General features: G+C 73.2%; 19 protein-coding genes. 7 read left to right on the top strand and 12 right to left on the bottom strand.

Features of this window, described 5'->3' with window-relative positions:
- Positions 1 to 193: 193 nt before the first annotated feature.
- The 3 genes from CYJ76_RS10305 to glmS all read right to left on the bottom strand — a co-directional run bounded on the left by CYJ76_RS10305 (position 194) and on the right by glmS (position 3930).
- Entirely contained in the window at positions 194 to 1627 is a 1434-nt protein-coding gene (locus CYJ76_RS10305) for a bifunctional ADP-dependent NAD(P)H-hydrate dehydratase/NAD(P)H-hydrate epimerase (RefSeq protein ID WP_144043080.1), read from the bottom strand.
- Between the two features lie 20 nt (positions 1628 to 1647).
- Entirely contained in the window at positions 1648 to 2010 is a 363-nt protein-coding gene (locus CYJ76_RS10300) for a holo-ACP synthase (protein WP_070703600.1), read from the bottom strand.
- A 66-nt stretch (positions 2011 to 2076) separates the two neighbouring features.
- Positions 2077 to 3930 carry a glutamine--fructose-6-phosphate transaminase (isomerizing) gene (gene glmS, locus CYJ76_RS10295; protein ID WP_070703598.1) on the bottom strand — a complete coding sequence of 618 codons (1854 nt, stop codon included), beginning with the start codon at positions 3928 to 3930 and terminating at the stop codon, positions 2077 to 2079.
- 94 nt (positions 3931 to 4024) lie between these two features.
- Between glmS and coaA the strand changes: the two genes are divergently transcribed.
- Both coaA and CYJ76_RS10285 read left to right on the top strand, forming a co-directional pair.
- Complete coding sequence (gene coaA, locus CYJ76_RS10290; RefSeq protein WP_070703604.1) at positions 4025 to 4975, top strand: type I pantothenate kinase; 951 nt, start codon at positions 4025 to 4027, stop codon at positions 4973 to 4975.
- Between the two features lie 25 nt (positions 4976 to 5000).
- On the top strand, positions 5001 to 6392 hold the full coding sequence (locus CYJ76_RS10285; protein ID WP_070703596.1) for a class II fumarate hydratase: 1392 nt from the start codon (positions 5001 to 5003) through the stop codon (positions 6390 to 6392).
- 99 nt (positions 6393 to 6491) lie between these two features.
- On the opposite strand, the gene CYJ76_RS12555 is transcribed toward CYJ76_RS10285, so the two are convergent.
- From CYJ76_RS12555 to mca, 5 genes are all read right to left on the bottom strand, one after another.
- On the bottom strand, positions 6492 to 7748 hold the full coding sequence (locus CYJ76_RS12555) for an aggregation-promoting factor C-terminal-like domain-containing protein (protein ID WP_180802282.1): 1257 nt from the start codon (positions 7746 to 7748) through the stop codon (positions 6492 to 6494).
- Between the two features lie 290 nt (positions 7749 to 8038).
- A complete protein-coding gene (locus CYJ76_RS10275) occupies positions 8039 to 9415 on the bottom strand; it encodes a PhoH family protein (RefSeq protein ID WP_083323482.1) in 1377 nt (458 codons plus the stop codon).
- A 184-nt stretch (positions 9416 to 9599) separates the two neighbouring features.
- A complete protein-coding gene (locus tag CYJ76_RS10270) occupies positions 9600 to 10388 on the bottom strand; it encodes an isoprenyl transferase (RefSeq protein ID WP_070704430.1) in 789 nt (262 codons plus the stop codon).
- Complete coding sequence (locus tag CYJ76_RS10265) at positions 10385 to 10717, bottom strand: hypothetical protein (RefSeq protein WP_070704427.1); 333 nt, start codon at positions 10715 to 10717, stop codon at positions 10385 to 10387. Before CYJ76_RS10265 ends, CYJ76_RS10270 begins: the two co-directional genes overlap by 4 nt.
- On the bottom strand, positions 10717 to 11664 hold the full coding sequence (gene mca / locus CYJ76_RS10260; RefSeq protein ID WP_070704424.1) for a mycothiol conjugate amidase Mca: 948 nt from the start codon (positions 11662 to 11664) through the stop codon (positions 10717 to 10719). Before mca ends, CYJ76_RS10265 begins: the two co-directional genes overlap by 1 nt.
- A gap of 141 nt (positions 11665 to 11805) precedes the next feature.
- Between mca and CYJ76_RS10255 the strand changes: the two genes are divergently transcribed.
- From CYJ76_RS10255 to msrA, 3 genes are all read left to right on the top strand, one after another.
- Complete coding sequence (locus tag CYJ76_RS10255) at positions 11806 to 12186, top strand: DUF4307 domain-containing protein (protein WP_070704421.1); 381 nt, start codon at positions 11806 to 11808, stop codon at positions 12184 to 12186.
- Between the two features lie 161 nt (positions 12187 to 12347).
- Positions 12348 to 12842 carry a transcription elongation factor GreA gene (gene greA, locus CYJ76_RS10250; protein WP_070704418.1) on the top strand — a complete coding sequence of 165 codons (495 nt, stop codon included), beginning with the start codon at positions 12348 to 12350 and terminating at the stop codon, positions 12840 to 12842.
- Positions 12843 to 12932: 90 nt separating this feature from the next.
- Positions 12933 to 13565 (top strand): peptide-methionine (S)-S-oxide reductase MsrA, encoded by a 633-nt coding sequence (msrA, locus tag CYJ76_RS10245; protein WP_070704415.1) that lies wholly within the window; start codon positions 12933 to 12935, stop codon positions 13563 to 13565.
- Between the two features lie 3 nt (positions 13566 to 13568).
- Here msrA and CYJ76_RS10240 read toward each other — a convergent pair whose 3' ends face one another.
- The gene (locus CYJ76_RS10240) at positions 13569 to 14249 is read right to left on the bottom strand and encodes a response regulator transcription factor (protein ID WP_070704412.1); all 681 of its coding nucleotides are present in this window, start codon (positions 14247 to 14249) and stop codon (positions 13569 to 13571) included.
- Positions 14246 to 14959 carry a sensor histidine kinase gene (locus CYJ76_RS10235; protein ID WP_070704409.1) on the bottom strand — a complete coding sequence of 238 codons (714 nt, stop codon included), beginning with the start codon at positions 14957 to 14959 and terminating at the stop codon, positions 14246 to 14248. The genes CYJ76_RS10240 and CYJ76_RS10235 overlap by 4 nt, the downstream gene beginning before the upstream one ends.
- A gap of 129 nt (positions 14960 to 15088) precedes the next feature.
- Here CYJ76_RS10235 and CYJ76_RS10230 point away from each other — a divergent pair, with 129 nt between their 5' ends.
- Entirely contained in the window at positions 15089 to 15817 is a 729-nt protein-coding gene (locus CYJ76_RS10230; protein ID WP_070704406.1) for an ABC transporter ATP-binding protein, read from the top strand.
- Positions 15814 to 17304 carry an FtsX-like permease family protein gene (locus CYJ76_RS10225; RefSeq protein WP_070704404.1) on the top strand — a complete coding sequence of 497 codons (1491 nt, stop codon included), beginning with the start codon at positions 15814 to 15816 and terminating at the stop codon, positions 17302 to 17304. Before CYJ76_RS10230 ends, CYJ76_RS10225 begins: the two co-directional genes overlap by 4 nt.
- A gap of 63 nt (positions 17305 to 17367) precedes the next feature.
- On the opposite strand, the gene CYJ76_RS10220 is transcribed toward CYJ76_RS10225, so the two are convergent.
- Positions 17368 to 18957 (bottom strand): hypothetical protein, encoded by a 1590-nt coding sequence (locus CYJ76_RS10220; RefSeq protein ID WP_070705042.1) that lies wholly within the window; start codon positions 18955 to 18957, stop codon positions 17368 to 17370.
- A complete protein-coding gene (locus tag CYJ76_RS10215) occupies positions 18942 to 19706 on the bottom strand; it encodes an ABC transporter ATP-binding protein (RefSeq protein WP_070705045.1) in 765 nt (254 codons plus the stop codon). The genes CYJ76_RS10220 and CYJ76_RS10215 overlap by 16 nt, the downstream gene beginning before the upstream one ends.
- Positions 19707 to 19788 lie beyond the last annotated feature (82 nt).

The raw sequence follows: 19788 nt of genomic DNA, 5'->3' as shown, positions 1-19788 counted from the left end.
ACAGACCAGATCACCAGACCTGAGAGAAAGAGGTTGCCGCCACCCAGACCCCGGACCCACACTCCCCGGTCTCCCGGAGCGGGCCACCCGGCTGGGCAACGAGGAGGAACAATACACACCCACCGGACCCGACGCAAAACGGCCACACCGAGCCGGCCCCACCCCCGCGAGACATCGGGCGGGGCACCGGGGCTCAGCCCAGCAGGTCCCTCACCTCGGCGGTCATCGCCCGCCCCAGCTCCGCGGCCCTGATCGGCCCGCCGCCCGACAGCCGAGCCCCGGCGCGCGCGTGCAGGGCGGCCCCGAGCACGGCAGCGTCCACCGCTGCGAGCCCAGCCGCCAGGAGGGCACCGAGCACGCCGGCGAGGACGTCCCCCGTTCCCGCCGTGGCCAGCCAGGACGTCCCCTCCCGCACGGTCACCGGGACGCACCCCCGCCGACGCTCGGCCACAGACGGCACCACCACGGACACCGCGCCCTTGACCAGCACCGTCGCATCCCAGCGGCGGGAGGCCTCGGAGCCCGCGCCCTCGGGATCGGCCTCCACCTCCTCGCGGCGCCAGCCGAGCATTGCCGCCAGCTCCCCCGCGTGCGGCGTCAGCAGGGTGACCGCGTCCGCCGGGCGGACAGCCACGCAGTGGAGGGCTCCCGCATCGAGGACGGCGGGCTCGGGACGTCGGGCGAGCTGGGCCAGACCCCGCTGCCGGTCGGTGTCCTCCTCCGGGCACCCCGGCCCGAGCACCCAGGCCTGCACGCGGCCCTCCCCCGGCACCACCTCGGGACACGAGGCGAGCACCAGGTCCTGTGCGCGACGCGGCCCCAGGTAACGCACCATGCCCGTGCCCGCTCCCAGCGCCCCGGTGCAGCAGAGCACCGCTGCCCCGGGGTAGGTGTCCGACCCGGCCGCGACACCGAGCACCCCGCGGGTGTACTTGTGCGCAGTGCGTCCGGGCACCGGGTACGCGGCGGCGAGGTCGTCGTGCTGCCAGGACTCCAGCACGTGCTCCGCCGAGGGGGTCCCCGTGCCCAGCGCGTCGACGAGGAGCTCCCCGCACGCCGCCGTGGTGGCAGGCGCCAGGTGCACCGGCTTGGGCGCCACGAGCGCGAGGGTGAGGTCGGCTCCGACGTGGTCACCGGGGGTGGGCACCGCGCGACCGAGGGGGTCGAGCCCACTGGGCAGGTCCACGGCCAGGACCAGGGCGCCCCGGGAACGCGCCGCCGCAGCACCCTCGGCGAGGAGGGCAGCCCGGCCACCCAGCCCGGGCCGTCCGCCGAGCCCGACCATGCCGTCGAGCACCACGTCCCCGGCGCCCACACCCTCGAGGGTGTCTGCCCCCACCGGGGCCAGCTCCACCCCCGCCCGGAGCGCGGCACCGACGGCCTCGCGCTGGTCGTCCTCCACGAGGAGGAGGGCGGTGCACGGGACGGGCCGCCCCACCCGCCCGGAGGCGAGACGCTCCAGGGCCCAGAGGGTGTCGGCCCCGTTGTCCCCCGCACCGACCAGGGCGACGACCCGACCGTGCTCCCCCACGCGGTCGGCGACGACCCCGGCCACGGCGTCCGCGGCCCGCTGCATCAGCGCCCCGGAGGTGAACAGGTCCCCCGTGGCCCGCTCGTGCTCCCGCACGGCCTCAGGCTGCCAGGCCCTCAGCACGGCCCCTCCCCCTCGGCGATGACGGTGGCCACGGCCACCCCTGCGTCGTGGGAGAGCGACACGTGCCACCGGGTGACGCCGAGAGCACCAGCCACCCGCGCCGCCTCACCGGAGACCCGCAGGACGGGGCGGCCGTGCTCGCCACGGGCCACCTCGGCCTGGCGGAAGCCCAGCCCGGGCGGCGAGCCGAGCGCCTTGGCCACCGCTTCCTTGGCCGCGAACCGCGCGGCGAGCGACTCCAGCGGCAGGCCCTGCTCGGCCTCGGTGAAGAGGCGCGCGAGCAGCGCCGGCGTGCGGTCCAGCGCCCGGCCGAGCCGCTCCACCTGCACCACGTCGGTGCCCAGACCCACGATCACCGCCCCGCCTCCCAACCGGGAGACGGGGCGGTGACGTGACGCGAGGTCATGCGCACGGGCGCTCGGTCACTCGACGGTGACCGACTTGGCCAGGTTGCGCGGCTGGTCGACGTCCAGGCCCTTGGCCGTGGACAGGTACAGCGAGAACAGCTGCAGCGGGATGATCGCCAGCAGCGGCTGCAGCAGCGGGGTCGAGGCCGGGATGCGGATGACCTCGTCGGCGAAGGGCACGACCTGCTCGTCGCCCTCCTCGGCGATCACCAGGGTGCGGGCACCGCGGGCGCGGATCTCCTGGATGTTGGAGACCACCTTGCCGTGCAGGCCGTGGGGCGCGTCGGTGGGCGGCACCACGATGAACACCGGCTGCCCCGGCTCGATGAGCGCGATGGGGCCGTGCTTGAGCTCGCCGGCGGCGAAGCCCTCGGCGTGGATGTAGGCGAGCTCCTTGAGCTTGAGCGCACCCTCCATGGCGATCGGGTAGCCCACGTTGCGGCCCAGGAAGAGCACCGAGCGGGTGTCGGACATGAACTTCGCGATCTCCTCGATGCGCGAGGTGTCCGACAGCAGGGTCTCGATCTTCTCCGGCACACCGTGCAGGTCCTTGAGCACGCGGCCGGCCTCGTCGGCGTACTCCCCACCCTTGAGCTGGGCGAAGTAGAGACCCAGCACGTAGCAGGCGGTGATCTGCGCGACGAAGGCCTTGGTGGAGGCCACCGCGATCTCCGGACCGGCGTGCGTGTACAGCACGGCGTCGGACTCGCGCGGAATGCTCGAGCCGTGGCTGTTGCAGATGGACAGGGTGCGGGCGCCCAGCTCCTTGGCGTGGCGGACCGCCATCAGGGTGTCCATGGTCTCGCCGGACTGGGAGATGGAGACCACCAGGGTGCTCGGGTCGAGCACCGGGTCGCGGTAGCGGAACTCGTGGGCGAGGTCGACCTCGACCGGGATGCGGGCCCAGTGCTCGATGCCGTACTTGGCCACCATGCCGGCGTAGGCCGAGGTGCCGCACGCGATGATGATGATCTTCTCGACCCCGCGCAGGGCCTCCTCGTCGATCTTCAGCTCGTCGAGGGTGAGGCGCCCGTCGGCGTCGGTGCGGCCCAGCAGGGTGTCGCGCACGGCGTCGCCCTGGTCGTGGATCTCCTTCTCCATGAAGGTCGGGTAGCCACCCTTCTCGGCGGCGGCGGCGTCCCAGGTGACCTCGAACGGCTTGCCCTGCGCCGGGGTGCCGTCGAAGTTGATGACCTCCACCGCATCGGCGGTGATGGTGGCGATCTGGTCCTGGTCCATCTCCATCGCCTGCTTGGTGTGGCTGATGAAGGCAGCGACGTCCGAGCCGAGGTAGTTCTCACCCTCGCCGAGGCCGATGACCAGCGGCGAGTTGCGGCGGGCGCCGACCACGGTGCCCGGGGAGTCGGCGTGCACGGCCAGCAGCGTGAAGGCGCCCTCGAGGCGGTTCACGACGGTGCGCATGGCCTCGGTGAGGTCGCCGGCGTAGACCGTGGCCAGCAGGTGCGCCACGACCTCGGTGTCGGTCTCGGAGGTGAACTCCACGCCGTCGGCCTCGAGCTCCTCGCGCAGCTGGTGGAAGTTCTCGATGATGCCGTTGTGGATGAGGGCGAGCTTGCCGTCCTCGCCACCGCGGTGGGGGTGGGCGTTCTCGTCCGTGGGGCCGCCGTGCGTGGCCCAGCGGGTGTGGCCGATGGCGGTGTTGGTCGCCGGCATCGGGTGCTCCTGGATCTCCGCCTGGAGGTTCACCAGCTTGCCGGCCTTCTTGGCGGTCTCCACGCGGCCCTCACCGACCAGCGCGACACCCGCGGAGTCGTACCCGCGGTACTCGAGGCGGGCCAGGCCCTCCATGACGACGTCGAGAGCGCGCTCGTTCCGGTCACGCCCGACAAAACCAACGATTCCACACATGGCGCTCACACTAACCCCTGCACACGGTCGGCCCGCCACCCCGAGGCCGTGGCGCGGCCCACAGACCCCGGACGCGGCAGGCAGAATGGCGCGCATGTCCCACCCCTCCACCTCCCACTCGCCCTATGTCGAGCTCGACCGTGACGACTGGGCCCGGCTGCGGCAGTCGCACCCCATGAGCCTCACCGCCGAGGACGTGCGCCGCATCGAGGGACTGGGCGACCGGATCAGCGTGGAGGAGGTGGAGCAGGTGTACCTGCCCCTGTGCCGCCTCATCAACCTGTACGTCACCAACTCGCGACGCCTCCGGGAGACGACCAACGAGTTCCTCGGCGAACGCACAGGCCGCACGCCCTTCGTGATCGGCGTGGCCGGCTCGGTGGCGGTCGGCAAGTCGACCACCGCGCGCCTGCTGCACGACCTCATGTCGCGCTGGCCGGAGACCCCCGACGTGCAGCTGGTGACCACCGACGGCTTCCTCTACCCCAACGCCGTGCTGGAGGAGAAGGGGCTCATGTCCCGCAAGGGCTTCCCGGAGAGCTACGACCGGCGCAAGCTGCTGCGCTTCGTCTCCTCGGTGAAGGCCGGCTCCCCCGAGGTCTCGGCGCCGGTCTACTCGCACTTGGTCTACGACATCGTCCCGGACGAGGAGGTCGTGGTGCGCCAGCCGGACGTGCTCATCATCGAGGGGCTCAACGTGCTGCAGCCGCCGGTGCCCCGCCGCGACGGCTCGGCCGGCCTGGCGGTGAGCGACTTCTTCGACTTCTCGGTCTACGTGGACGCCAGGACCGAGGACGTGAAGCAGTGGTACCTGGACCGCTTCCAGAAGCTGCGGACGACGGCGTTCGCCGACCCGGAGTCCTACTTCCACCGCTACGCCCAGATGTCGGCGCACGACGCCGAGGAGTTCGCGCTCTCGGTGTGGGACGCCATCAACGGCCCCAACCTGCAGCAGAACATCGCCCCCACGCGGGGCCGGGCGACGGCGGTGCTGACCAAGGGCGAGGACCACTCCGTGCACCGGGTGCTCCTGCGCAAGGTCTGAGCAGGGGCCCTGCGATGATGGGCCCATGACTGAGTACCGCACTGAACACGACTCCATGGGCGAGATGCAGGTTCCGGCCGACGCGCTGTACGGCGCCTCGACCGCCCGCGCCGTCGAGAACTTCCCGATCTCCGGCCGCCCCGTGCCGGCCGCCGTCATCCACGCCTTCGGCCAGCTGAAGGCCGCCGCCGCCCGGGCGAACGCCGAGCTGGGCAACCTGGACGCCGCCAAGGCCGAGGCGATCGTGGCCGCCGCCGAGTCCGTGGCCCGCGGTGAGCACGACGAGCACTTCCCGGTGGACATCTTCCAGACCGGCTCCGGCACGTCCACCAACATGAACGCCAACGAGGTCATCGCGACGCTGGCCCGCCAGGCCGGCACCGACGTGCACCCCAACGACGACGTGAACATGGGCCAGTCGTCCAACGACACCTTCCCCACCGCCATGCGCGTGGCGATGGTGCAGGGCGTGGCCGAGCGCCTCGAGCCGGCCCTCAAGGGCCTGCAGGAGGCCCTGGAGGCCAAGTCCCGCGAGTTCGCCGACGTGGTGAAGGCCGGGCGCACCCACCTCATGGACGCCGTGCCGGTGACCCTGGGGCAGGAGTTCGGCGGCTACGCCCGCCAGATCGAGCTGGGCCGTGAGCGTCTGGCGCAGGCCGCCGACGCCGTGGCCGAGCTGCCACTGGGCGGCACCGCCGCCGGCACCGGCCTCAACGCGCACCCGGAGTTCGCCGGCAAGGCGATCGCGGACCTCTCCCGTCAGGTGGGCGTGGAGATGCGCGAGGCCGCCGACCACTTCGAGGCGCAGTCCACCCAGGACGCCGTGGTGCACCTCTCGGCCGCCACCCGCCTCGTGGCCGTCTCGCTGACGAAGATCTGCAACGACCTGCGCTGGATGGGCTCCGGCCCCCGCGCCGGCCTGGGCGAGCTGCGTCTGCCGGAGCTGCAGCCGGGCTCCTCGATCATGCCCGGCAAGGTGAACCCGGTGGTGCCCGAGGCCACCCTCATGGTGTGCGCCCGCGTCATGGGCAACGACGCCACCATCGCCTTCGGGGGCACCACCGGCTCCTTCGAGCTCAACGTGATGCTGCCGGTGATGGCCACCGACATGCTCGACTCCATCGACCTGCTCGCCGGCGCCTCCCGTGTGCTGGCCGACCGGTGCGTCTCCGGTCTGGAGGCCAATGTCGAGCACCTGGCCGAGTTCGCCGGTGCGTCCACGGCCATCGTGACCGCGCTCAACGCCAAGATCGGCTACGAGGCCGCCTCCAAGGTGGCCAAGCAGTCGCTGGCGGAGAAGAAGACCGTGCGCCAGGTGGTCATCGACCGCGGCCACGTGGAGAACGGCGACCTCACCGAGGCCGAGTTGGACGAGGCCCTGGACCTGCTGGGCATGGCCACGCCGCACGGCCGCTGAACGGGGTGGGGCCGCCGCGGCGGCCCCACCCCTGTGCGCCCACGCGAAGGGCCCCACCTCCCGCGGGAGCTGGGGCCCTTCGTCAGAGTGCTCCGGGGCTCAGTACCAGTTCAGCTCGACCGAGTGCGCCCAGGCGCCGCAGGGGGTGCCGTAGCGCCCGCTGATGTAGCCCAGCCCCCACTCGATCTGGGTGGCGGGGTTGGTGCGCCAGTCGGGACCGGCCTCGGCCATGAGCTCCGGGTACAGGGACTGCGGGATGCCGTACGCGCCCGAGGTGGGGTTGGTGGCATCGACCTGCCAGTTGCTCTCCTTGGTCCACAGGTTGTCCAGGCACTGGAACTGGGCGGCGTCCCAGCCACGCTCGGCCACCATCGCACGCCCGATGGACCGCGGGTCGCCCGTACGCACCGGCGGCGTCTGGCGACGCTCCTCCTCGCGCTCGCGGCGCTCCTGCTCCTTGCGCTGCTGCTCGCGCTCGAGGCGCTCCTTGCGCTCCGCCTCCTCACGGGCACGCTGACGCTCCTCAGCGCGCTCCTGGGCCGCCTTCTCGCGGGCGATGCGCTCGGCACGCTCCTGAGCGGCCTTGGCAGCAGCAGCCCGCTCGGCCCGCTCCTCTGCGGCCTTCTGCGCAGCGATGCGCTCCGCGCGCTCCTGAGCCGCCTTGCGGGCAGCCACGCGCTCGGCCCGCTCCTCGGCCGCCTTCTGCGCAGCGATGCGCTCCGCGCGCTCCTGAGCCGCCTTGCGGGCAGCCACGCGCTCGGCCCGCTCCTCGGCCGCCTTCTGCGCAGCGATGCGCTCGGCGCGCTCCTGAGCCGCCTTGCGGGCAGCCACGCGCTCGGCCCGCTCTTCAGCCGCCTTGCGGGCAGCCACGCGCTCGGCCCGCTCCTCGGCGGCCTTCTGCGCCGCGGCCTCGCGGGCCGCCTTCCGGGCCGCGAGGCGCTCGGCAGCGGCCTTGCGAGCAGCCGCCTTCTTCGCGGCCGCGCGCTTCTCGGCCCGCTCCTGGGCGGCCTTGCGCTCGGCGGCCTTCTCGGCTCGCTCGCGCTTCTGCGCGGCAGCCTTCTGACGGGCCTTCTCCGCACGCTCCTTGGCGGCCTGGCGGGCTGCCTTCTTGGCGGCGGCCTCCGCCTTCTGCTCGGCGTTGGAGCGGCTGGCGCCCTGCTCGCGGTCGTCGGCCTTCACCTGGTGGCTCAGGGCCGCGGCGGATGCCTCGTCCTGCGACGGCTCCGAGGGCAGCACCGAGGCGGTCACACCCGCGGCGGTGGCCAGCGCGGTCACAGCTGCGGCAGCACCGGCCACGGGGTGGCGGCGCAGCGTGTTCAGGCCACGACGGGCGGAGTTGTCAGGGGACACGTTCATCGATTTGTCCTTCGAGATCACGGCCGGGAAGGGACATCCCAGCCCTCGTCAGAGCTCCGACCCGATGGACGTCGGAACAGTGTCGCCACACCGCACGGGACGGTACAGCGTGAAGAGCGACCCTGAACTCTTGCGCATCACCCACACGAGGTCAAACTCACCGATGCGCCCCCTGGGGACGAGCACCCGCCCCCGTCGACCCCTCCCGGTGTTCACCCGGTGTTCAGATTCTGCGTCCTCCCGGGCACGACAGGGCCCGCCGGGAGCACCTCCCGGCGGGCCCGGGGACCTCAGGGCTCGAGCAGCTCCGTGACAAGCGCCGCGATCGGGGACCGCTCCGAGCGGGTCAGCGTGACGTGCGAGAAGAGCGGCCGCCCCTTGAGCGCCTCGATGACCGCCGCCACCCCGTCGTGCCGGCCGACCCGCAGGTTGTCGCGCTGCGCCACGTCGTGCGTGAGCACCACCCGGCTGTTCTGCCCGATGCGGGTGAGCACCGTGAGCAGCACGTTGCGTTCCAGGGACTGTGCCTCGTCGACGATGACGAAGGCGTCGTGCAGGGAGCGCCCGCGGATGTGCGTCAGCGGCAGCACCTCGATGAGGCCGCGGTCGACGACCTCCTCCACCACCTCGCGCGAGACGACCGCCCCCAGGGTGTCGAAGACGGCCTGCGCCCACGGCCCCATCTTCTCGTTCTCGCTGCCCGGCAGGTAGCCCAGCTCCTGCCCACCCACCGGGTAGAGCGGGCGGAAGACGATCACCTTGCTCTGCTGCCGGCGCTCCATGACCGCCTCGAGGCCCGCGCACAGGGCGAGGGCCGACTTGCCGGTGCCAGCGTGGCCGCCCAGGGAGACGATGCCGACGTCCGGGTCGAGCAGCAGGTCCAGCGCCACCCGCTGCTCGGCGCTGCGGCCGTGCAGGCCGAACGCGTCCCGGTCCCCGCGCACCATGCGCAGCGCCCCGTCCGGCGAGACCCTGGCCAGTCCGGACCCGGTGGGCGAGGTGAGCACCACGCCGGTGTGGCAGGGCAGGGTGAGGGCCTCCTCGACCACCACGCGCCCCTCGTCGTAGAGGGAGTCCATCTGCTCGGCGGTCACTGTCAGGGAGGTCATGCCGGTCCAGCCGGAGTCGACCGCCATCTCGTTCCGGTACTCCTCGGCGTCCAGCCCCGCGGCCGAGGCCTTCACCCGCATCGGCAGGTCCTTGGAGACCACACAGACGTCCAGCCCCTCGTCCGCGAGGTTGCGCGCCACCGAGAGGATGCGCGTGTCGTTGTCCCCCAGCCGGAAGCCCGCCGGCAGCGAGGAGGGGTCGGTGTGGTTGAGCTCCACCCGCAGCCAGCCCCCGCCCTCGGTGGGGACCGGCTGGTCGAGCTGGCCGTGCTGAACCCGCAGGTCGTCGAGGATCCGCAGGGCCGAGCGGGCGAAGTAGCCGAGCTCCGGGTGGTGGCGCTTGGCCTCGAGCTCGGTGATGACCACCACCGGCAGCACCACGTCGTGCTCGGCGAAGCGCATCATCGCGCGGGGGTCGGACAGCAGGACCGAGGTGTCCACCACGTAGGTGCGGACGGCGGTGGCCGCCTGCGCCGGGGCGTGGCCGGACGCCGTGACGGTGGCCACCTCACCCCCTCGCAGTCCGTCCCCCGTGGAGTGCTGCGTGTGACCGGTCATGACGCCTCCTGTCCCGCGCCGGGTCGACGCGGGTCGACTCGTTGACACCCCCGAATCTAGGGGTCGGTCGACACGCCGGGCGCACAGTCCGGCAGGGGTCCCCGAGCGTTGTCCAGACGTTCACGCGGCGTTCAAGCAGGGGCGGCCGGGAGCACGTCGGCCGCCTCGGGCCGGCGGTGGGCGCTCAGCGACCGAAGCGACGCTCGCGCCCGGCGTAGGCACGCAACGCCCGCAGGAAGTCGACCCGCCGGAAGTCCGGCCAGTAGGCCTCGCAGAAGTAGAACTCGCTCTTCTCGCTCTGCCAGAGCAGGAAGCCCCCCAGGCGCTGCTCACCGGAGGTGCGGATCACCAGGTCCGGGTCCGGCTGCCCGCGGGTGTACAGGTGCTCCCCGATGGCCTCCGGCGTCACCCGGTCGGCCGCCTCGGCGATGTCGAGGCCCTCGGCGTGCCACTGCCGCAGCATCGAGGCCACCGCGTCGCTGACCTCCTGGCGTCCGCCGTAGCTGATGGCCACGTTCACGAGCAGCCCGTCCACGTCCTCGGTACGGCGGACCGCCTCCTGGAGGACCCCACGGGTGGACTCCGGCAGGAGCCCCGGCGAGCCGACAAGGTGCACGCGCCAGCGCCCGCTCGCGGCGAGGTCGGTGACGGCCTTCTCGATGATGGCCAGCAGCGGCTCGAGCTCCGTGGCGGGGCGCTTGAGGTTGTCCGTGGAGAGCATCCACAGCGTGACCACCTCGATGCCGAGCTCCTCGCACCACCCGAGGAAGGGCTCGATGTTCTCGGCACCCGCCCGGTGCCCCTCCGCGGTGTCGCTCCCGCGCTCCCGGGCCCAGCGGCGGTTGCCGTCCAGCATCACGCCCACGTGGCGGGGCAGCCGGTCGGCCTCGAGCTCCTGGGAGAGCCGCTGCTCGTAGGCGCCGTAGACCAGGCCACGCACGCGGCCGGCCGAGCCTCCCGTGGACTCGCTCACGCGCCGTGGCCCCCGCGCGGTGTGGGGTCCTCAGTGGGCTCCGCACCCTCGGCAGGGTCGTCGGCGGCGGGGATGGAGTCACGGCGCGCGGTGGACTGCTGGCCCGGCACGCGGTCCTCGACCGTGTGGATGACGCGCGGGGACTCCCCCGGGCGCATGCCGGCGTGCTGCTTCTCGAGATAGCTGACCCGGCGCAGGTGGCGGGTCATGCTCCACCCCAGCGCCCAGATGGCCAGCGCGATGACGAACAGGGCCAGGAAGGCCCCCAGGCCACCATTGATGGAGACGTTGGTGTCGCCTCCACCCTGCGCGAGGAACGGTCCACCCATCACGACTCCTTGGTCCGTGCCCGGCCGTCGTGCGCCATCCGGTCCCACGACGCCTTCCGGGCGATCTCGTCGGCTTCCGCCGCGTCCGCCGGCAGACCCGCGAACAGGTCGTCCTCGGGCAGCTGCACGGGCACCAGGGACACGGCCAGCTCGTAGTCCTCCCAAGGGTATGCGCTGCGCTGCACGTCGATCGGGACGCTGAAGAACCAGCCCTCCGGGTCGATCTGCGTGGCGTGGGCGCGCAGCGCGTCGTCGCGGCGCTCGAAGAACTCGGCGCACTCCACCCGCGTGGTGAGGGTGCGGCGCGGTCGGTCACGCATCCGCTCCATCCAGTCCACGTAGGGCGACTCCAGACCGGCCGCCTCGCACCCGGCGTGCAGGGCCTCGATGCGGTCCGGGTTGAAGCCCTGGTTGTAGTAGACCTTCAGCGGCTGCCAGGGCTCGCCGGCGTGCGGGAAGCGCTCCGCGTCCCCTGCCGCCTCCACCGCCGCCATCGTCACCACGTGGGTCATGATGTGGTCGGGGTGGGGGTAGCCGCCGTTCTCGTCGTAGGTGGTCACCACGTGAGGGCGGCGCTCACGGATCACCCGGACCAGGGCCTCGGTGGTGACCTCCAGCGGCTCCAACGCGAAGCAGCCGTCGGGCAGCGGCGGCAGCGGGTCCCCCTCCGGCAGGCCGGAGTCCACGAAGCCGAGCCACACGTGGTCGACCCCCAGGATCTCCTGGGCCGCGGCCATCTCCCGGCGCCGTACCTCCACGATGTTGCGCAGCACCTGGGGGTCGTCCTGCAGCCGCGGGTTGAGCACGTCGCCGCGCTCCCCGCCGGTGCACGAGACGACGGTGACCGGGTGCCCGGCCGCGACGTAGCGCAGCATCGTGCCGGCGCCCTTGCTCGACTCGTCGTCGGGGTGGGCGTGGACGGCGAGCAGGCGGAGCTGGTCGGTCACGAGTCACCTTCCTCGTTGGGGGCGGGCGCGCCATCGGGCGCGCGGGCCGATGGACCACAATGGTGCGTCGGCCATTGTCCCCCATGACCTGGCCGCCCCCTGCGGCCGGGAGGCCGCGGCCGCGATCCCCGAGGAGCCCCGATGTCCACGCCCGCCCGCCCCCGCACCACCCCCTCGCAGCGCCGGTGGTGGGTCGTCGGCACGGTGCTCGTGGGTCTGGCCACCGCCCTGGTGGTCTGGTACGGCATCGCCCTGAACACCAACAAGCCCAACTGGTTCTACGCCGGGCACGAGAAGATCACCGACAGCTCGGTGACCGTCATCTACGACGTGCACCGTGAGCCCGACCGCCCCGTGGTGTGCCGGCTGGTGGCCGAGAACGAGAACCACGAGGTGGTGGGCACCCGCGACGTCACCGTCCCGCCCCGGGGCGCGGGCTCCACCCGGGAGCGATCGGTGGTGCAGACCACCTCGCGGCCACTGGTGGGCAACGTGACGGGCTGCTGGTACCCCGAGGGGTGACTCCCCGCCGCGCAATGGCGGAAAACGGGTACCCGGCGTAGACTCATCCCTCATACCCACGTACACCCAGGTCCGGTCGCGAAGCTGGCGGCCGGGCCTTTCCGCAGTCCGGCACGGCGAGCACCGCCGGCCGGACCGCCACTCTGCTAAGGAGAGTGACCATGGCTGACGCCACCCAGGAGACGACCTACCTGACGCGCGCCGCGTACGACCGCCTGAGCGCCGAGCTCGAGCAGCTCAAGGGCCCGGGCCGCCGGGACATCGCCCAGCAGATCGAGGAGGCCCGCTCCGAGGGCGACCTCAAGGAGAACGGCGGCTACCACGCCGCCAAGGAGGAGCAGGGCAAGATGGAGAGCCGCATCCAGCAGCTCACCACCCTGCTGCAGAACGCCGAGGTGGGCGAGGAGCCCCCGGCCGACGACGGCGTCGTGGAGCCGGGCATGGTCGTCACCATCGAGATGTTCGGTGACACCGAGACCTTCCTGTTCGGCAACCGCGAGATCGCCGACGGCGACGACCTGGAGGTCTACTCCGAGAAGTCCCCGCTGGGCCAGGCCATCGACGGCCACACCCGGGGCGAGACCGTGGCCTACGAGGCCCCGAACGGCAAGCAGATCGACGTGAAGATCGTGGAGGTCCGCCCCTACGACGGCTGACCACCGCACCCTGCGCAGGGCCCCACCGGTTCGTGAACCGGTGGGGCCCTGCGCGTGTCCACGACACACCCCGGGTGGGACGATGGGGCCATGAGCTCGCTGCTTCCCGCCGGAACCCCGCACGCCGTCCTGGACGTCCCGATGGACTCCTGGCCCGAGGGCAGCGAGGTGGTGCACCTGGCGGCCGGCTGCTTCTGGGGCGTGGAGCGCTTCTTCTGGCAGCTGCCCGGCGTGGTGACCACCTCGGTGGGTTACATGGGCGGCACCGACCCGCACCCCACCTACGAGTCGGTGTGCCGCGGGACGACCGGCCACGCCGAGACCGTGCAGGTCGTGTTCGACCCCGCGCGCACCCGCATCGACGAGGTGCTCAAGGTGTTCTGGGAGAACCACGACCCCACCCAGGGCGACCGGCAGGGAAACGACGTCGGCACCCAGTACCGCTCGGCCGTGTTCTGCACCACCGACCACCAGGTGGCCGTCGCTCGCGCCACCGCCGCGGCGATGCAGGAGCAGCTCACCGCCGCCGGGTACGGGCCGATCACCACCGAGATCGTGCCGCCGGAGCAGCTGGGCGAGTACCACCTCGCCGAGGAGTACCACCAGCAGTACCTGCACAAGAACCCCGACGGGTACTGCATGCACGGCCCCAACGGGCTCTCGTGCCCCGTGGGGCTGGTGGCCCTGCCCGCGCAGACCGACGTGCTGCCCCCGCAGGGCTGAGGCTCACCAGGCCGGTGCGTCGCCCCGGGCCGAGAGCAGCTGCAGGATCGCCTTGACCCGGCGGTTGTCCTCCCCCGGCGCCAGGCCGAGCTTGGCGAAGATGTTGGACACGTGCTTGGCCACGGCCGCCCCCGAGAGGACGAGCTCGGCAGCGATCTCGCCGTTGGACAGCCCACGGGCCATGAGCTCCAGCACCTCGTGCTCCCGGTCGGTGAGCTCGCGGAGGCCCGGGCTGCCGGCGCTCATCATGGCGCGGGTGATCTCCGGGCCGGTCACCACGCCGCCGGAGAGCACGAGGTCCAGCGAGGCGACGAAGTCGTCCACCTCGGCCACGCGGTCCTTGAGCAGGTAACCGGTGCCACCCGCCCCCTGGAGGGCGAACAGCCGCTGCGCGTGCACGGGCACCACGTACTGGCTCACCACCATCACCGCCAGCCCGGGGTGGGCGGTCCTGAGGTCCACCGCCACGCGGATGCCGTCGTCGGTCATGCCCGGGGGCATGCGGGCGTCGGTGACGACCCCGTCCGGGAGGGCCCCCTGCGCGGCGAGCTCGCCCACCACCTGCGCCAGGTCGTCGGCGCGGGCGGCCTGCGCCACCACCTCGTAGCCACGGCGCTCGAGCAGGCCCACGAGGCCCTCGCGGAGGATCGCCGAGTCGTCCGCCACCACCAACCGGGCCGTCACAGCGGCACCCCCGTCTCGCCTCGCATGAGGAGCAACGGTATCGAGGCCGCCACCTGGGTGGGGCCGCCCGCCGGACTCGTGACCGTGACCTCCCCACCGAAGGCCGCGATGCGCTCGCTCAGGCCCGAGAGCCCCCCACCCGGTTCGACCACCGCCCCGCCGGGTCCGGTGTCCACCACCGAGACCCGCAGGTCGGTGTCGGCCCCCAGCAGCACCGTCACCTGTGCGCCCGGTGCGTGCTTGGCGGCGTTGGCGATGGCCTCGCAGGCGAAGAACCACGCCGAGACGAGCACTCCCTCGGGGACCTCCGGCAACGGGTGCGGGCACACCACACGCACCGCCTGGCCGCTGCTCCGTGCCACCTCCCACAGGGCGGCCTCCAGCCCCTGCTCGGCAAGGGTGGCCGGGTGGATGCCGCGCACCGTGGCGCGCAGGGCCTCCAGCCCGTCGGTGAGCTGGCCCGCGGCGCGGCGGAGCAGGTCGGCCAGTTCGGCGTCCTGCGTGGCCACCTCGAGGGACCGGGCCTCACCGAGCAGCATCGCGGCGGCCACGAGGTACTGCTGCGCACCGTCGTGCAGGTCGCGCTCCACCCGGCGGCGCTCCACCTCGTAGGCCTGCACCACCTCCCGGCGCGATGCGGTGAGCGCGGCGATGCGCCGTTCGGCCTCCTGCTCGCGGGAGGCCGAGCGGCGGCGACGGAAGAGGTCCACGGCCGCGAAACTACCGGAGCCACCCGAGCGGCCGGAGGACGCGGGCCACCTGCGGGGTAGTGCCAGCACCACCTGCGAACCATCGCCCACACTGTTCCGGAAGCGCCCTCCGCGCCGTCGAATGGAGCCATGAACACCCACACCGCGCAGACCAGGACGCCAGCACCCGTGCTGGCCACCGACGACATCACCGTCGCCTACGGCGGCGTGCAGGCCCTGGCCGGGGTGAGCCTGGCCATCGCCCCCGGGGAGACGGTGGCGGTCATGGGCCCGTCCGGCTCCGGCAAGTCCACCCTGCTCCACTGCCTCTCGGGCATCCTCGTGCCCACCCGGGGCGAGGTGCGGCTGGGCGGTGAGCCGCTCTCGAGCCTCGACGACCGCCGCCGCTCGCACACCCGCCTGAGCCGGTTCGGCTTCGTCTTCCAGGACCACCAGCTCATCCCCGAGCTCTCCGCCCGCGAGAACGTGGCCCTGCCGATGATGCTCACCGGCACCTCGCGCGGGAAGGCCCTCACCGCGGCCGACCACGCCCTGGAGCAGATCGGCATCCCCCAGCTGCGCGGCCGCCGCCCCGGCGACATGTCCGGCGGCCAGGCGCAGCGCGTCGCCATCGCCCGTGCCCTGGTGGGCCAGCCGCAGGTGGTGTTCGCCGACGAGCCCTCCGGTGCCCTGGACCAGACCACCGGCCACGAGGTGATGCAACTGCTCACCGCCACCGTGGCCCACGCCGGGGCCGCCCTGGTGCTCGTGACGCACGACCCGGGCGTGGCCCGCTGGTGCGACCGCCTCGTGGAGATCCGCGACGGGCTGGTGCACACCGACCGCCCGACCCGCGAGCCGGTGGGGGTGGCCCGATGAGCACCACCGCCCACACCACTGCGCCCCCCGCGGGCCCGGCCGCCGGGGCACCCGCGAACGGCCCCGGGCTGCGCACCCTGCTCGACTTCACCCTCCGCCTCACCCGCGCCCGCTTCGGTGCGCGGGAGGGCGAGTCGCTGCTCTACCTGGTCTCCACGCTGGCCTACGTGGTCTCCTCGGCGCTCGCCTTCACCGTGGCCGGCGGTACGTGGATGTTCCTCCGGCGCTGGAGGGCACCGCACGGCGTGCACGCCGAGTACCTCGCCCAGGACCACGTGGTGGGACAGATCCTGGGCTTCTACGTGGGCCTGGCCGCCATCGCCTGCGCCCTGCTGGTGCCCGCGATGGTGGGCCTGGCTGCCTCGGCCGCCGTCCTGGGTGCCCGCGGGCGCGAGCGCCGCATGGCCGCCCTGCGCCTGCTGGGCCTCTCGTCCGGTGACGTCACGCGCATGACCCTCGTGGACACCCTCGTGCAGTCCGTCATCGGCACCGCCGCGGGGGCGCTGCTCTACCTGGCCACGCTGCCGGCCTGGTCGCTGCTGACCATCCAGGCGATGCGGGTGGAGCCCTCCGAGATGATCCTGCCGGTGTGGCTGGCCGCGCCGGTGGCCCTGGCGACCGTCCTCATCGGCCTGGTCTCGGCCTGGTGGGGCCTGCGGCGGGTGCGGGTCTCCCCGCTGGGCGTGGCCCGCCGCGCCAGCAGTCCCGCCCTGCGTTGGTGGCGCCCGGTGGCCTTCGTCGCCCTGCTGGTGGGTGCGTTCGTGGTGGTCGGCAGGTCGGCCGACACCGGCTCGGCCCTGCTGCCGTGGGTCGCCATGGGGCTCGCGCTGGCCACCGTGCTCATGGGCACGGCCGTGGTGGGCCCCTGGCTGCTGCAGGTGGTCTGCCGCGTGCTGGCCCACCTCCCCTCGGCCACCGTGGTGTGGGCGGCCCGCCGCGTGCAGGCCGACCCGCGGGCCACCTGGCGACGCGTGGCGCCGCTGGGATTCCTGGCCTTCATCGGCGGCTACACCTCGATGATGCCGCTGGCCACCGAGCCCCCGGCCGGCGCACCGCCGGGCGCGGAGTTCGCCGTGGCCACCACCTTCGACATCACCAAGGGCGCGCTCATCACCCTGGGCATCGGCTTCGTGCTGGCGGCCGCCGGCACGTACATCACGCAGGCCTCCGCGGTGTTCGAGCGCGCCGAGCAGAGCCGCGCCATGCACCGGATGGGCGCCTCGGCCGGGTACCTGCGCCGCGTGGCCTGGCTCGAGGTGCTGGGCCCGCTGGTGCTGGCCCTCGCGCTGGGCGCCGGGCTCGGGGTGCTGCTCGCCTCCCCCATGGCCACCGTGGCCGTGAGCAAGGGGTACGAGCGGAACGGCACCGGCCCGACGATCCTCGGTGGGACGCTCGCCGCCGGTGCAACCCTGACGGCCCTGGCCCTGCTGGCCACGGCCCCGCTGCAGCGCGGGGTGCTGGCCGAACAGCGTCGGCGCGCCGACTGACCCTCCCCACGACGAGGGGGCCGCACCCGGGTGGGTGCGGCCCCCTCGTCCGGGACGTGCCGGTCAGGCGCCCTTCTCGGTGACGGCAGCCAGCACGTCCGGCCAACGGCGCTCGAGCCAGCGGCCCGAGCCCACGACGCCGGCCCAGGCCGCCAGGGCCCCCACCGAGAGCACGGTCGGCCCGACCAGCTGGTGGACCCACCCGTGGTCGCGGGTGGCGAACCACAGGGCCACCGCGCCTCCGGCCACCACGCCCAGGCCGATCCAGACCACGACCATCGCCAAGAGGGTGGCCAACGTGCTGCCCGGCGGGGTGGAGAACTGGTTGGCCCCGGCCTGCGGCGCGGGGAACTGCCACAACGCGCTCGTCACCTGACCGAGCCCGCACCCCACCGCGAGCAGGCCCAGGGACACGCCCAGGGCGTTGGGCAGCTGGTCCCACCGGCCACTGAGGGCGCACCCCAGCAGCACGGTGGCCACGACGAGCGGCGCGGCCACGGTGACCACCGCCAGGAAGCGGCCCCACCGGTCCTGCCAGCCGCGCATCCCCGAGGAGACGTGCAGCCAGAAGGCCGACCCGTCGTAACTCGTGTCCTGCATCGTGACCATGGCGAAGGAGAGCACCACCGCGCACCCGGCGTACGGCAGCAGCGGCGAGGCGTCGGTCGACAGGCCCTGCAGCAGCATGGGCCCCACCGCGAGCACCGGCATGAGCACCGCCATCGCGAAGTTCATGACGTAGCGGGGGTCGCGGCGCCAGTTGAGCAGGCTGCGCAGCATCACCCCGCCGGCGGGCGTGACGGGGGCGAGCCGCGCGAGACGGCCCAGGTGCACGTCGTGACCCGACCCGGTCTCCTCCAGCGGTGACACCAGGCGCCCGGCGACGGACCTCTCCCACCACCACAGGAGCAGGCCCAGCACCCCCAGCCCCACGACGCCCCGCAGACCCGCCGCGGCCCACCGGCCCGCCTCCAGGTCCGCGACGGCCGCCCACGGCAGGCCGAAGGGTGTCCAGCCCACCACCTGCGTGACCAGGTCGAGCCGGTGGCGGAGCGCCTCGGCCGAGTCGACCCCGACCGTGAGGAGGTTGGACAGCAGCCCGGTGCTGGCCGCCAGGAGCACGCCCACCCCCATCGCGAGGTCACGGACCCAGCGGGGGGTGCCCGGTGCACTCATGCCCGCCGCGGCCGCGCTGCGCAGCACGATGGTGGTGAGCCCCCACAGCAGCGCGGCCACCACCGACGCCGCCACGAGCACCGGCCCGCGCGCCAGCCCGATGACGGCGCCCGCCGCGCCGAGCCCGAGCACCGGCCCCGTGATGCCCACGAGCGAGCCCACCACGAGACCCGGGAGGAGCTGGCGGGAGGTCACCGGCAGCAGGGCGAACCGGCTGGGGTCGAGCGTGTCGTCCACACCGGTGGAGACCAGGGGCACCAGCACCACACCGAAGGACAGGGCCGCCAGCACCACGGTGACCAGCTCGGCCGCGAGGTCCGGGGCCAGGCCCCGCATCGAGGCCAGGGCCACGCACGCACCCACCGCGAGCGCCAGGCCCAGCAGGGTGCCCAGGACGAAGCCGGCCAGGGCCCACCCGTTGCGCCGGAAGCCGGCCTTGAGCAGGGTCCACTTGAGGCGGATCAGGAGCGCAACCACGACAGGCCCTCCCCGTACTCGCGCCCTCCACCGACGAGGCGGATGAAGGTGGACTGCAGGGAGTCACCGCCACGCACCTGCTCCACCGTCCCGGAGACGAGCAGGTGCCCCTCGGCCATGATCGCCACGTGCGAGCAGAGGGACTCCACGAGCTCCATGACGTGGCTGGAGATGACCACGGTGCCGCCACCGGCCGCGTAGTCGGCCAGGAGATCGCGGATGCCCTGCGCCGAGACGGGGTCCACCGCCTCGAGCGGCTCGTCGAGCACGAGTACCCGCGGGGCGTGGAGCAGGGCGCAGGCCAAGCCGATCTTCTTGGTCATGCCGGCCGAGTAGTCCACCACCATCTTGTGGGCGGCCGGCTCCAGCCCGAGCGCGGCGAGCAGCTGCCCGGTGCGCTCGGTGGTGGTGACCTCGTCCATGCCCCGCAGGCGCCCCACGTAGGTCAGCAGCTCCTGGCCGGAGAGGCGGTCGAAGAGTCGCAGCCCGTCGGGCAGCACCCCGAGCAGGGCCTTCGCCTCGTGCGGCGCGGACCACACGTCGTGGCCGAGCACCTGCACCGCGCCGGCGTCGGGGCGCAGCAGGCCGGTGGCCATCGAGAGCGCCGTCGTCTTGCCCGCACCGTTGGGGCCCACGAGCCCCATCACGGCCCCGCGCGGCACGTCGAGGTCCACCCCCGCCACCGCCACCTGGCCGCTGAAGGCCTTGGTGAGCCCCCGCCACTGCATCGCCACCCCGTTGGTCTCCATGTCCGGAGGGTATGCCCCACGACCACCGGCGGAGAGCGCGGTCCCAGGCTGCGTGAAAGACTGGCGCGGCTCCCACTGAAAG

Origin of the sequence: Kytococcus schroeteri (assembly GCF_002847825.1) — a bacterium.
GTDB lineage: Bacteria > Actinomycetota > Actinomycetes > Actinomycetales > Dermatophilaceae > Kytococcus > Kytococcus schroeteri.
Note: the sequence above shows the minus strand (reverse complement) of the source record. Positions and strands in the feature narration are given on the sequence as shown.

Bases quoted from the DNA above. Each gene is read 5' to 3' on its own strand.
- glmS (WP_070703598.1), bottom strand. From the start codon at position 3,930: ATGTGTGGAATCGTTGGTTTTGTCGGGCGTGACCGGAACGAGCGCGCT.
- coaA (WP_070703604.1), top strand. From the start codon at position 4,025: ATGTCCCACCCCTCCACCTCCCACTCGCCCTATGTCGAGCTCGACCGT.
- CYJ76_RS10285 (WP_070703596.1), top strand. From the start codon at position 5,001: ATGACTGAGTACCGCACTGAACACGACTCCATGGGCGAGATGCAGGTT.
- CYJ76_RS12555 (WP_180802282.1), bottom strand. From the start codon at position 7,748: ATGAACGTGTCCCCTGACAACTCCGCCCGTCGTGGCCTGAACACGCTG.
- CYJ76_RS10275 (WP_083323482.1), bottom strand. From the start codon at position 9,415: ATGACCGGTCACACGCAGCACTCCACGGGGGACGGACTGCGAGGGGGT.
- CYJ76_RS10265 (WP_070704427.1), bottom strand. From the start codon at position 10,717: ATGGGTGGACCGTTCCTCGCGCAGGGTGGAGGCGACACCAACGTCTCC.
- CYJ76_RS10255 (WP_070704421.1), top strand. From the start codon at position 11,806: ATGTCCACGCCCGCCCGCCCCCGCACCACCCCCTCGCAGCGCCGGTGG.
- greA (WP_070704418.1), top strand. From the start codon at position 12,348: ATGGCTGACGCCACCCAGGAGACGACCTACCTGACGCGCGCCGCGTAC.
- msrA (WP_070704415.1), top strand. From the start codon at position 12,933: ATGAGCTCGCTGCTTCCCGCCGGAACCCCGCACGCCGTCCTGGACGTC.
- CYJ76_RS10230 (WP_070704406.1), top strand. From the start codon at position 15,089: ATGAACACCCACACCGCGCAGACCAGGACGCCAGCACCCGTGCTGGCC.
- CYJ76_RS10225 (WP_070704404.1), top strand. From the start codon at position 15,814: ATGAGCACCACCGCCCACACCACTGCGCCCCCCGCGGGCCCGGCCGCC.
- CYJ76_RS10215 (WP_070705045.1), bottom strand. From the start codon at position 19,706: ATGGAGACCAACGGGGTGGCGATGCAGTGGCGGGGGCTCACCAAGGCC.